We start from the raw sequence: 13,947 nt of genomic DNA on the forward strand, positions 1-13,947 counted from the left end.
TGCATAGCAACTTGTCGCTAGACATCGCATCCTGGCAAAAACAGTTAAAATCAGAACATATTTACCCACGAAGCGATGGCTTAAGGGATAGAGAAATCTCTATTTCCTAATAACAAAGCCTTTAAAACTTTGACTTCAGCATTGTTAGTTGTTGTAACAGAATCCCAAATGGTTGCTCAAGCCTCAAGAGTGGTTGCAGCAGGAATTCAAACGAACGCAGATTTGTTCCCTGAACCACACAACCAACCAAATTGCAATCCACTCTTAAATGGTCGCTACAACTTTTCTGATTTTGCTGATGTCAAGTCGCCAAGAACATCCATAACGCTTCTCGTTTCGTGATTAATGCAGCAGGCAGGATAAATTCCAACCCAAAAGTAGCAGTTACAGGTGCAGTAATATAATGCCTGCACAGGCAACCCCTAACACTCTGGCTTAGACAATATCTTGATGACTTTTAACAGTATGGTTAAATTCCTGAAAATTGTGGAACGACACCATTCTGCTTGGAGTTTTCGTTCCAAAAGTCAGCAACTGCTTCAACTTAATATTGCGGGAATAAACATTTTCAACCGCGAATTAAGTTAGTAAATATTCCGTATTCCTATGGATTTGTCAGGCTGTACTAAGAGTCTTTCTTCCCAGACTCCAAGAGTAATTGCCTTTTGTGGGTAATGCTCTAGCTAGGTTAGCCAACTCTTATTGGCTCATACCCAGATAAATTTCGATTGACTTCAAGTTGTTACAAAGGCTACTATCCTACTCAATCTAGTTTTAGATTTTCGTCAAAAAAAGATGTAGCTAATTGAAGTGGACTTACCAGAGCAAAAAAACTTTCTTGAGCTTGCCTCAAACTTGTCTTGAAGTCTTTTTGTGCTTTTAACTTGTTTGATTCCTATAAAAACCATAACATACATCTCACTAATTTATTTGGCGAATCTCAAAATATTTATCTATTTAATAGAACATTATTCTTGTAACCTTTAATAGTCATAACTTACGCGTTTATAGATTGCTAGATAATGAAATGATTTATCATAGCCAATATGTGCAGTTAGATACTTTTGGGTATTTAATAAAAGTATTTAAAACTAATGTTTTACAACGAAAATAGAATTGAATATTTTTGTGGTCAAAAATTTCGGCGCAAAAATAGATTAAATAACTTACAAATTTTCACGCGGTAATAAGTTAAGTACAATGGCTTAATTAATAGGACTTACGCAAAACTACTCGGCTAGTTGCGCCCTTTGGTCTTGTTTGCGGGTAAGGTAGTCGAGTTCTTTTTGCAACTTTTGGTAGCTGAGAAACCTAGAATAATCAAGTTCTCCCTCAGCCAAAGCCTGCTGCACTACACAACCGAGTTCGTTATGATGCTGACAATTGCGGAAATGATACTCCTGCGCCAAGGTTTTGATGTCTGCAAAAGTTTCTTGCAAACCTTCATCACCTGCCCAAATTTAGATTTCCCGCATTTTTAAAGTATCAATAATTACAAAAAATACGCAAAAATAATTGAAAAGCCTATTATTCCGTAGCGGTAATTCATGAATTACCGCTACTTACGACGTATTTTGCGTAAGTCTTGTATAAGAGTGATTCAGGAATAAAATCGGATTGCTATCTATATATAGTTTTCTCAATGATAGACCTAATGGTAGAAGTAAATTCTATCTTGCAAGAGAGGTGAAACTCTAGCACATAGTTAAAGATTAGATAAGAAGTAAAAAACAAAAAACCATTTAGTGATTAGGTCAGAAACATGTTGACACCATTATTAACCGCCCTAGCTACAGCTTTGAGCCTGTTGATTGTTGATTTAGTTGTTCCAGGCGTTAATATTGCTAATTTTCCCGCAGCTTTGATTGCCGCTTTAGTAATTGGTCTAATTAACGGTTCAGTTAAGCCAGTTCTGTCTGCTCTCTCCCTACCGCTTAATTTCCTATCATTTGGAGCATTTTCGCTCATTGTCAACGGTTTATGTTTTTGGTTAGCAGCAGTCTTAGTTCCTGGGTTCTCAGTTCGTGGACTTATTGGTTTCCTTCTTGGGCCAGTGATTCTATCTTTCGCTAATACCTTTATTAACAACTACTTTGTCGAAAGAAACCTTTTAACTAGTAGTGGTGATGTAAAAAGCCAAAATGAATTACCTTCAAGATAAGTATTCCAGGCAGTAGAGACGCCAGTTAAATTACGTTTCTAACCTACATAAAATCTCCGAAGGTGGATTTCCTAATTCGGTATCTTCAAAAGAATGTAATTAAACAAAATCACAAAGTTGTAAAATCATGAAATTAGTTCGCTTTCTTCTAGGTTTATTAGTGCCTCCTTTAGGCGTTTTCCTGACAGTCGGAGTTGGGCCTACCCTGTTTATTAACATCTTGCTCACAGTTCTAGGTTGGCTTCCCGGTAGTATTCATGCAATTTGGGTTATCGCCAAGCATGAAGAACAAATTAATCGAGAAGGGCGTATTTACTAATACGCAAGATGAATTTTAGGAAATTCTAAGTATGGTGCGTTAAGGCTTTAGCCTTAACGCACCATTTTAATTTCTAGCAGAAATATAGCTGATGAGCTATTCCACATTTAACTTGATTCAGTTGCATAATTAGGGCGTGCAAGACTGAGATTGGTGTCAACTTAATCTGAAACTCATTCTTTTCGACCAGTGTTTGTGTAAATCCTGTATTTGTTGGAAGTCCCTTGGCATCTCTGCGAAAAGAAGCGATCGCAGTTAAACTAAAGCTAATATCATCTCAGTATAATTGCTTATAGTTTGCAGCTATTCCCAGGTAAATAGACCATACCTTACTGATACAGCAATGCTCATTTGTATGCCCCTACAACAAATTACCAGGCAATACCAACAATCTCTCACCTACGGAAAACATTGGTTTATGTTTAAATGAGGGGTTTGACCCTCTATTCATCTATCTGTATCCGCCAGTGGGAAAGGGTTCTAGTTAAGCCATGCTTGTTGGTAATCAACTTGGGCCTTGATTCACAGGATGACGCTGGCTGAACAAGGGATTAAACTATGGATAATGTTCAGCAATTGTTGCTTTTAACACCACTTACATAAGTTTAATCTCATTGTTAAATCTAAAATCTCATCCTGCTATATAAAACCAGTTATGTCAGCGTATCAAGGAAGTTGTGGGGAGACCACTGATGTGATTATTAGTGTTCACAACCAAGAAAACCTCGAATTACAAGCAAATTCTGCTCCTGTGGGTGCTCTTGCCACAAGACAAGGAACTTTTTCTACGTTTCTTGCTCCCCTGACTCAGGATACTTTTAAACAGGTCGTTCAGGATGTTGAGCAAAAATTACAGATTGTCCATCAAACCCTGTCAATGCTGGATTCTCAGGGGTTTGAAACCATTCTGCAAGAAATGTTGCATTCCATTACCTTAAAAACCGGGGAATTACTGGGAGCAGACCGGACAACGATATTTTTATTGGATGAAGAAAAACAAGAACTCTGGTCAATTGTGGCTGAAGGAGAAGGCGGTCGCTCTTTAGAAATTCGCATCCCCGCTAATAAAGGTATTGGTGGTGAAGTCGCTACTTTCAAGCAAGTTATCAATATTCCCTTTGATTTTTATAGTGATCCGCGATCGCATTTTGCCCAAGAACAAGAAAAAAGAACTGGCTACCGCACTTACACTATGCTGGCTTTGCCACTCTTAAATGAACATGGGCAATTAGTTGCAGTAGTACAATTACTGAATAAATTAAAATCTGGTCATAATCATGATGCTCCACTTGCAGAGCGAATTGATACCAAAGGTTTTAGCTGTGCTGACGAACAATTATTTCAAGAATTTGCCCCTTCAATTCGCCTAATTTTAGAGTCCTCGCGCTCTTTTTATGTCGCCACCCAAAAACAAAGAGCAGTGGCGGCGCTAATGAAGGCGATTAAGTCTCTTTCTCAAAGCAGTCTGGACTTAGAAGACACCCTGAAGCGGGTGATGGATGAAGCCAAGGAACTGATGAATGCCGATCGCAGTACACTATGGTTAATAGACCGCGATCGCCATGAATTATGGACGAAAATCACTCAGGATGATGGTTCAACCAAAGAGTTGCGAGTCCCCGTAGGTAAAGGCTTTGCTGGTATAGTAGCGGCTTCTGGCAAGAAACTAAATATTGCCTTTGATTTGTACGATGATCCTGACTCGGATACCGCCAAACAACTCGACCAGCAAAATGGCTATCGCACTTGTAGCTTACTTTGTATGCCAGTGTTTAATGCCGATCAACAACTGATTGGTGTTACCCAACTTGTAAATAAAAAGAAAACTGGTGATTTTCCACCTTATAATCCAACCGCCTGGCCGAAAGCTCCCGAATGTTTCCAAGCTAGCTTTGACCGCAACGATGAAGAGTTCATGGAAGCTTTTAATATTCAAGCAGGAGTAGCGCTGCAAAATGCTCAGTTGTTTGCCACAGTCAAGCAACAAGAACAAATGCAACGGGACATTCTGCGTAGTCTTTCTAATGGAGTGGTTTCCACTGATAAAACTGGGTTAATTATCGCCGCCAATGAAAGCGCCCAACGTTTGCTAGGACTGGGAGTTGATGATCGTTTAGAAGGTAAATTAGTTAATGATGTCATCGGCATCAAAGAAGGTGACTTTAGCAAGTGGTATCAAGATGCTTTACATGCAGTTGACTTAAAAGGCCGCCAACAATATTATCCTGATCGCACACTCTTAACTACTGGTACAGAACAGCACAGTATTAATTTATCGATTAACACAATTGCCGATGCTAGCGACCAAGAGCAAGTCCGTGGGGCGCTGGTGGTGATGGAAGATATCAGTGATGAGAAGCGGCTTAAGAGTACGATGTACCGCTACATGACCCAGGAGTTAGCCGAAGAATTGCTAAAATTGGATGACGCTAAACTAGGAGGCGATCGCAAAGAAGTTTCAATATTATTTTCAGATATTCGTGGCTACACCACTTTGACAGAAAACTTAGAAGCAGAAGAAGTGGTGAGTATGCTCAATGAATATTTTGAATCAATGGTGGAAGCAGTCTTTAAACATAAAGGCACCCTTGACAAATACATCGGCGACGCCATTATGGCTGTCTTTGGTTCTCCTCTACCATTAGAAGAACACGCTTGGATGGCAGTGCAAACATCCTTAGAAATGCGGGTTCGCCTGCACGAATTTAATCAACGTCGCTATGTAGATAATAAGCCCAGAATTAAAATCGGTATTGGCATCAACTCTGATACCGTAATTAGTGGGAATATTGGTTCTAGTAAGCGGATGGAATTTACCGCTATTGGCGATGGTGTTAATCTTGGCTCTCGATTAGAAAGTGTCAGTAAACAGTATGGTTGCGACATTATTATTAGCCATAACACTTTTAAACCATGCGAAGATTATATTTGGGCTAGGGAACTAGATTACATTCGTGTCAAAGGCAGAAATGAGCCAGTAGCTATATATGAATTACTGGGTTTGCGTTCCAATCCAATTGAAAGCGAAAAATTGCAAGTGATTGAGCACTATCATAAAGGGCGCGAGTATTACCTCAAACGCGATTTTAATCGTGCTAGAGCTGAATTTGCCCTAGTTTTGGCAGCTGATAACCAAGACAAAGCTGCTATGTTGCATCTGTTGCGTTGTCAACATTGGTTACAATCACCTCTAACAGAATCAGATTGGGATGAAGGAGTCTGGACGTTCCAAGAGAAATAAACATTCAGGCATCAAGTTAACCTAGAGATTTTTCTCAATTAAATATCTAATACCAATTTGAAAAAAGAATGCGACAAATAGACCATCTGTAGAGACGCGATGAATCGCGTCTTTACCCAAGGATGTGTTGCAATCATTAATTGAATTGTTATAACAAGCAAAGTCCACCTCCGTGGACTAATACAAAATCAAGAGTTTTTAACCCAATACAGTTCAGATAATACCAAAACACTTGTAGAGACGGCGATTTATCGCGTCTCAAAAACCCACGATTTTGTACGAGTAGCGCTTAACCCAAGCGTATTGGTTTTTAACCCACGGAGGTGGGTAAAGCCTCGTATAGCCGCGACTTATAGTCGCCCGGTGAGTAATAAATTAGACTTTTAAAACAACCTCTTAGCGTGACAAAGACTGTTTCTCCAAAAGTGACAAACTTAAAAGTCTACTCACCCGTTGTAAGCATATCCTCGCAAAATACGTAAACCAAGTAGTAATTCCTACTAATTTAAACGTATCTTCTATGGCAACAGGGATATTGGGGAATATATTATCACAAACAATTGATAATCCAAAAAATATAAACGCAGATAATAAAATCAGAAATTCAGTCTTCTTCAGTATTGTTTTAAACTTGAGAAAAAACATCAACATAAGTGCAATATAACCAGCGTAAACTATCTTCTCACTAATATGTAAGTAATCAGGAAATACACTCTCATGAATTAAAAAAAAGTCATCAAAAAGCAACAAAGATGTCAGAAGCCCAGAAAACAAAAAAAACGATGAATATTCTTTAGCTCTAATATCTTTTTTGAGTAGCATATAACTAAAAAGACAGATAATTGCAGAAGAACACCAAAATAATATACCAATATTTGAGAAGAATCCTAGATAAAAAGGTGCGCTCATTATGGAAGATGGATCTCTCGTCAAATAGTCTGTAGTGACATTAGTTTTTAATTTGAGGAATATTAAAATTAAAGAAAATGGAATAATTGTTATCAAAAACGTTAATAATAAAACTTTTATTTGAGCAATATAGCTTGATTTTTGAAAACCTAAATTTGTCATCAGTTTCTACCTTAATTATCTTGGTCACTCTTCACAGATTTTTTTCAGCTTTTCAAGTATTTAGGATTGAGAATTGAATATCTGCTGTGGAAGTATAATTTTTCTGGTCGTGTAAGATTACTCTTGGGTAAATATCAGGTGAGCTACTGATAGGCATAGGTTTATCCATCAGCCCAGATATTTACCAAATATATTTCAGTAACATTTGGGCATAGAAAAGTAATATTTTTAACTTATATGATTGTTTGATTAGGGCATTAAATGTGAAACAGTTGATTTACAAGGGTCTAAAATTAAGCGAAGGTTAACAAAACAAAAGTAATAACTTTGCATTCTTTCATACAGCAAAAAAATATTCAAGTTCTTTTTGTGTTATTTTTTTTAAGTTTTGATGAAGCTTGCCATTTTCCTGGTAGATTTCATTCTTGTTTCCAGCCAGAGGCTAGAAATGATCCTATTTGCTGCTCTGATGCAAATTTAGGAGGTGGAGCATCACTACTGCTTTTTCAGGCTTTTTTGTTTGGTATAAGCCGCAATTAAATAATTGAAGGCTGCCTATGCTGACTAAATATTTTTTAGTCAGCATAGGGAAGTTTTGTTTTGTAACGGCTCTATAATCGCTTAATAGCTATTAAGCTATTTAAAAATGTAACAATAATTTTACAATTAGTGAGTGAACACTTTTATATAAAGTCAACAATTACAAAGAAATATTTCGTTTTTTATATCGATTTGTGTCATATAGGCGATAAAATGCCTACTGGGCAAGCGTTTTCTGATAAAAAACAGATATTGCCTAAAGATCACAAGTTACCTGTGGCTGATGATGCCGCTAGGAACTTCCTTCAGAGAACACGCATCAAAGGAGCCGAAGAAGCATGTTCACACACGTCAAGTCCACCATTAGACACATTGCGCCTGATAACTTACGCGGACGTAGTTTAATCAAGGTGGTCTATGTCGTGCTTGAGTCCCAGTACCAGAGCGCATTGTCGCAAGCGGTTCGCACGATTAACGCGAACAATCCCAACTTGGCGATTGAAATTAGCGGGTACTTGATTGAGGAACTCCGCGACCCCGAAAATTACGAGGAGTTCAAACGAGAAATTGAGAATGCGAATATCTTCATCGCTTCCCTCATTTTCATCGAAGACTTAGCACAGAAAGTAGTAGCAGCAGTAGAACCACACCGCGATCATCTGGACGTTTCCGTTGTCTTTCCCTCGATGCCAGAGGTAATGCGCCTAAGTAAAATGGGCAGCTTTTCTCTAGCACAATTGGGTCAGTCAAAAAGTGCGATCGCACAATTCATGCGGAAACGCAAAGAAAAATCCGGTGCGGGATTCCAAGATGGAATGCTGAAGCTTTTGCGAACCCTCCCGCAAGTGCTGAAGTTTTTACCGATGGACAAGGCACAGGATGCCCGAAATTTCATGCTCAGTTTTCAGTATTGGCTAGGTGGTTCTCCAGAAAACCTGGAAAACTTCTTGCTGATGCTAGCTGATAAATATGTATTTAAAGGTTTAGAAAAACAGAATTTTGCACCTTCTACATACGAACAGCCGGTGGTTTATCCCGATTTAGGGATTTGGCATCCTTTGGCTCCCAGTATGTTTGAAGATGTCAGAGAATACCTCAATTGGTATACAGCTCGTAAGGATATTTCTAGCGATCTAAAAGATCCCCTAGCTCCTTGTGTCGGGTTAGTATTGCAACGCACTCACCTAGTTACAGGGGATGATGCCCATTATGTGGCAATGGTGCAGGAGTTGGAAGCATTAGGCGCACGGGTATTACCTGTGTTTGCTGGTGGTTTGGATTTCTCCAAGCCTGTGGATGCCTACTTCTACGAACCAAATACCAACACACAGTTGGTAGATGCAGTGATATCGCTGACTGGTTTTGCTTTAGTGGGTGGCCCAGCCAGACAAGATCATCCCAAGGCAATTGAATCACTCAAACGCTTAAACCGTCCTTACATGGTGGCGTTACCCTTAGTTTTCCAAACCACAGAAGAGTGGATGGATAGCGATTTAGGGTTACATCCAATTCAAGTAGCTTTGCAAATTGCAATTCCGGAATTGGATGGAGCAATTGAGCCGATTATATTATCGGGTAGAGATGGAACTACCGGGAAAGCGATCGCACTGCGCGATCGCGTTGAAGCTGTAGCCGAACGCGCCTTAAAATGGGCAAATCTGCGCCGCAAGCCGAAGCTGGATAAAAAAGTCGCCATCACCGTTTTTAGTTTCCCGCCAGATAAAGGCAACGTGGGAACCGCTGCTTACTTGGATGTATTCGGCTCAATCTACGAGGTAATGAAAGCCCTCAAAAATAACGGCTACGACTTACCAGAATTGCCAGAATCCGCCGAAGCGCTGCTGCAAGAAGTCATCCATGACGCTCAAGCGCAGTACAACAGCCCAGAACTGAACGTTGCTTACAAAATGTCGGTTCCTGAGTATGAGGCACTTACCCCTTACTCTCACCGCTTAGAGGAAAACTGGGGCCCACCTCCCGGACATCTCAACAGCGACGGGCAAAACTTGCTGATTTATGGTAAGCAATTCGGTAACGTCTTCATCGGTGTGCAACCCACATTTGGTTACGAAGGCGACCCAATGCGGCTGTTATTCTCGCGTTCAGCTAGTCCTCACCACGGTTTTGCTGCCTACTACACATACTTAGAGCAAGTTTGGAAAGCTGATGCTGTACTGCACTTTGGTACACACGGTTCCTTGGAATTCATGCCAGGTAAACAGATGGGGATGTCTGGTGACTGTTATCCAGATAACTTAATTGGCTCAATTCCTAACCTGTATTACTACGCAGCGAATAATCCGAGTGAAGCGACAATTGCCAAACGCCGGAGTTATGCCGAAACAATTTCTTACTTGACACCGCCGGCAGAAAATGCTGGTTTGTATAAAGGTTTGAAGGAACTCAGCGAGTTAATTGCTTCCTACCAAACCTTGAAAGATAGTGGACGCGGTGTTTCCATTGTCAACAGCATCATGGATAAATGCCGGATCGTGAATCTGGATAAGGATATTCACCTGCCAGAAACCGATGCCAGAGACATGAGTGCTGATGAGCGGGATAATATTGTTGGCAACGTCTACCGCAAGTTGATGGAAATCGAGTCTCGCTTGTTGCCTTGTGGTTTGCACGTCATTGGTAAACCCCCAAGTGCAGAAGAAGCGATCGCAACTCTCGTCAATATTGCTAGTCTAGATCGTCAAGAAGAAGGACTTCAAGGCTTACCAGGAATTATCGCTAATAGCATTGGGCGTAACATTGATGATATTTACCAAAATAATGACAGAGGCATTTTAGAAGATGTCCAGTTATTGCAAGATATCACTTTAGCAACTCGTGCAGCAGTTACCGCCCTTGTCCAAGAGCAAATCGACGCGGAAGGACGAGTTTCTCTGGTTTCCCGGTTGAATTTCTTCAACATGGGTAAAAAAGAACCTTGGGTAGAAGCATTGCATAAAGCAGGTTATCCCAAAGTCGATGGCGCAGCCCTCAAACCCCTGTTTGAGTATTTGGAATTCTGTCTGCAACAAGTTTGTGCCGACAATGAACTAGGGGCATTACTCAGAGGCTTGGAAGGCGAGTACATCCTACCCGGCCCTGGTGGCGATCCCATCCGCAACCCGGATGTATTGCCCACAGGTAAGAATATCCATGCACTCGATCCGCAATCCATCCCAACAACAGCAGCAGTCCAATCAGCCAAAATCGTCGTAGATCGGCTTTTAGTACGTAACAAGGCTGAAAATGATGGAAAATGGCCAGAAACCATCGCCTGCGTCCTCTGGGGAACCGATAACATCAAAACTTACGGTGAATCCCTAGCGCAAATTATGTGGATGGTGGGTGTCCGTCCAGTTCCCGATGCCTTGGGACGGGTGAACAAGTTGGAATTGATATCTCTAGAAGAGTTGGGACGACCCAGAATAGATGTAGTAATCAACTGTTCTGGTGTATTCCGCGACTTGTTCATCAACCAAATGAACCTGCTAGACCAAGGCGTGAAGATGGCGGCTGAGGCAGATGAACCCTTAGAAATGAACTTTGTTCGCAAACACGCTTTGCAACAAGCTGAGGAAATGGGGATTAATCTGCGTCAAGCAGCGACGCGCGTTTTCTCCAATGCTTCTGGTTCCTACTCGTCAAATATCAACTTGGCGGTAGAAAACAGCACTTGGGATAGCGAAGCCGAGTTGCAGGAAATGTATCTCAACCGGAAATCATTCTCCTTCAATTCCGATAACCCCGGAATCATGGACGAATCGCGGCAGATTTTTGAAAGTACATTGAAAACTGCTGATGCAACTTTCCAAAATTTGGATTCTTCCGAGATTAGCTTAACGGACGTTTCCCACTACTTTGATTCAGATCCCACTAAGCTGGTGGCAAGTCTGCGGGGTGATGGTAAAAAACCAGCATCTTATATTGCAGATACAACCACAGCTAACGCCCAAGTGCGGACATTATCAGAAACCGTGCGTTTGGATGCACGTACCAAATTATTAAATCCCAAATGGTACGAGGGGATGCTGTCTCACGGTTACGAAGGTGTGCGCGAACTATCCAAGCGGTTGGTGAATACAACAGGTTGGAGTGCGACAGCCGGCGCTGTGGATAACTGGATTTATGAGGATACTAACGAAACCTTCATCAAAGATGAAGAAATGCAGAAACGTTTGCTGAACCTTAATCCCCATTCTTTCCGCAAGATTGTATCAACTTTGTTGGAAGTGAATGGACGCGGTTATTGGGAGACTAGCGAGGAGAATTTAGATCGTCTTCGCGAGTTGTACCAAGAAGTTGAAGACCGAATTGAAGGGATTGAATAATCCCTAATCATAAATGTAGGGACGTTTTATGAACGTCTCTACATAAAAAATCGTTTTGACAAATTGTATAGAATCCGGCTAAATGAAAATCAAATATATAAGTAAAGGATTGCAGAAACCTGCATTCTAGTGGTCTGTCCCATTAATTTTGCAGGGTTTGTAGTAAGCACTTAAGTGCTTAAAAATTCAGGACTAAAGTCCTTACTACAAACCTTGCAGGTTTTGTGCTAAGTAGGTTTTGCAGAAAGCTGTATTCTAGGCTGTTGACTTTGTGCCTTTTTGGAGGGTAAAAGTTTACGCAGTTTTTGTGTCGTCAATGTTGGTTGAAAATAAAGTTGTATGAAATAATTTTGTCTTAAAACCAACAAAGTTAACAGCCTAAGCGGAGTCTACACAACTTGGTAATTTTGTGATACAATTGTACTATAAAGATATGAATGTCTGCTAAGTATGCAACGCGAAGTACAAATTTGCCTCAGTTCGTAGTGAATAGACTCAAACAAACTTTGCGCTCCTCTGCGTTTAAACTTAAACCCTCAGCTAACCGCAAATATACGAAACTTTGTACAAAGTTTCGTAATCAAATTATTGTGTGTTTACTCTTCAATTTTACACAGTTGTAACAGCTTATTTTGTCAGAGCAATAGACTTCAGTAATCGTGGCTTTACAAGATTATTAACCTTTATCTGTAGGGTGGCAATATGACAAAGAATCAAATTTCTCTGGTAGAACTAATCCCAATTTTTGCACAATGTCATAACAATATTATTGTCAATATCAAGCACCTGCAAGAAAATTATCAAAGAACAGGTATCAAGCGTGTTAGAGGTGTTAGGAACGAAAACGGGGAACTGCTCCAACCTTGGTTGCGAACAGAATATATGGATAATGCTGAGTATGTCGGTATGGGCAAGTTTCAGTTTAACCGAAATACTGCTACTATCAATATGCTTGTCAAACGTAAAGTCAAACTTGCAAAATCTGAAGACAAAACTCCCACTCTTGAAGTAGCAGGTTTGCTAGTAAATGACCTCAATGCTTTTAATAATTACACGATTGTAAGTAATGGCAAAATCAACGTAAAGTCATTACAAGTCAAAATCAGCAGCAAAAAAGTCTTTGACTTACTCAAAGAAAAAGGCATTCTAGATGCAGAAAAATTCGACTTTCGGGCTGAATATACCATTCAGTTAGATAACTTGCCACTTGTAGCTGCTAATAGTATTTACAGCAGTGTTGATGGGGTATTCAATGAACTAGCAGAAATTAAAGTACTGACTAGTATTATTTGCGCTCACTTGAGAAAGGAGTCAGATGTATTTATCGAGACGCAGTTAGATGAGTTTCAAAAGCACTATCTGTCCAAGAATATTTACATCAACTTTCCTACGACTAACGAATACATTGATATCAACGAAGCTTTAGCTAATGGTACTCTTGAATCAAAATTGAGCTATAAAATCGATATCGGCAGTCAAGATATTTTGAACCTGAGTAAGTTACCTTCTGCTAACAAGTTTCTCAATAGAATGTATCGTCTTTATGACAAAGAAACTGGAGAAATTATCATTAAGCCTAGTTTTGAAATGGCATTTAATGAGAATCTCGCTGTTAGGCACAGGTTATTGTCATCACGCACCAAAACTACAAAAGTTGACGAGTTGATGAAACCAATTTTTGATGATTTTCTTGGGCTTGAGAAAAATGGCATTGTTGGAGGTATTCTTAATAAAGTTGGTGCTGATAGTTTGGCGCAGTTATTACAGGATAAACAAACTGGTAAACAGATCAGCAAAGAGGAAATGGTTACAGCTTTAACGACGGCAAGTCACAAGCTAGAAGAATATGCAGAAAATATCTACCAAGATAAGATATCTCCCTTGGTATTTTACATTGGTTCTACTGGATTATTGCCAAAACAAATGGAAGCTAAAGCTATGACATCTGACGAAGCTGCTGCTAAATATCCAAATTTGAAATTTTCTAAAGATGAGCAAGAAGGTACTTTCTTTGCAGTTGGCGATAGCATTATCAGCATCTATACCAAGACTGAATATTACAGCAAACTTATTTCTGTTGGTGTAGACAATTAGATTGGATATACTAATCTAATTTGATTTGTGAGAATGCAAATATTATAATCCCGACTTATCAAATAAGTCGGGATTCAATACGGTTAGGTTAAGGTTTTTGATGAAAATTATAGATTGCAAAGATCCGAAAAATCATCAGGAAGACGCGATGAATCGCCGTCTCTACAATAATCAGTCTTTTGTAGAGACGGCGATT

The 13,947-nt window shown here is 39.9% G+C and carries 7 protein-coding genes; 5 read left to right on the forward strand and 2 right to left on the reverse strand.

What is annotated here, in order from left to right:
- Nucleotides 1–1,229: 1,229 nt before the first annotated feature.
- Complete coding sequence (locus ABF638_RS19410; RefSeq protein ID WP_435024638.1) at nucleotides 1,230–1,439, reverse strand: hypothetical protein; 210 nt, start codon at nucleotides 1,437–1,439, stop codon at nucleotides 1,230–1,232.
- 323 nt (nucleotides 1,440–1,762) lie between these two features.
- Here ABF638_RS19410 and ABF638_RS19415 point away from each other — a divergent pair, with 323 nt between their 5' ends.
- The 3 genes from ABF638_RS19415 to ABF638_RS19425 all read left to right on the forward strand — a co-directional run bounded on the left by ABF638_RS19415 (nucleotide 1,763) and on the right by ABF638_RS19425 (nucleotide 5,721).
- Nucleotides 1,763–2,161 (forward strand): phage holin family protein, encoded by a 399-nt coding sequence (locus ABF638_RS19415; protein ID WP_435024639.1) that lies wholly within the window; start codon nucleotides 1,763–1,765, stop codon nucleotides 2,159–2,161.
- A gap of 127 nt (nucleotides 2,162–2,288) precedes the next feature.
- The gene (locus ABF638_RS19420; protein WP_435024640.1) at nucleotides 2,289–2,480 is read left to right on the forward strand and encodes a YqaE/Pmp3 family membrane protein; all 192 of its coding nucleotides are present in this window, start codon (nucleotides 2,289–2,291) and stop codon (nucleotides 2,478–2,480) included.
- Between the two features lie 655 nt (nucleotides 2,481–3,135).
- Nucleotides 3,136–5,721 carry a GAF domain-containing protein gene (locus tag ABF638_RS19425; RefSeq protein ID WP_435024641.1) on the forward strand — a complete coding sequence of 862 codons (2,586 nt, stop codon included), beginning with the start codon at nucleotides 3,136–3,138 and terminating at the stop codon, nucleotides 5,719–5,721.
- A 396-nt stretch (nucleotides 5,722–6,117) separates the two neighbouring features.
- Here the strand turns inward: ABF638_RS19425 and ABF638_RS19430 are convergent, their stop codons facing one another.
- On the reverse strand, nucleotides 6,118–6,792 hold the full coding sequence (locus ABF638_RS19430) for a hypothetical protein (protein WP_435024642.1): 675 nt from the start codon (nucleotides 6,790–6,792) through the stop codon (nucleotides 6,118–6,120).
- A gap of 878 nt (nucleotides 6,793–7,670) precedes the next feature.
- Between ABF638_RS19430 and ABF638_RS19435 the strand changes: the two genes are divergently transcribed.
- The gene (locus ABF638_RS19435) at nucleotides 7,671–11,657 is read left to right on the forward strand and encodes a magnesium chelatase subunit H (protein WP_435024643.1); all 3,987 of its coding nucleotides are present in this window, start codon (nucleotides 7,671–7,673) and stop codon (nucleotides 11,655–11,657) included.
- 702 nt (nucleotides 11,658–12,359) lie between these two features.
- Nucleotides 12,360–13,751, forward strand: coding sequence for a hypothetical protein (locus ABF638_RS19440; RefSeq protein ID WP_435024644.1), 1,392 nt, complete (start codon nucleotides 12,360–12,362; stop codon nucleotides 13,749–13,751).
- Nucleotides 13,752–13,947: the final 196 nt, after the last annotated feature.

The organism is Nostoc sp. CALU 1950 (assembly GCF_051172895.1).
In the GTDB taxonomy this organism is placed as follows: domain Bacteria; phylum Cyanobacteriota; class Cyanobacteriia; order Cyanobacteriales; family Nostocaceae; genus Nostoc; species Nostoc edaphicum_A.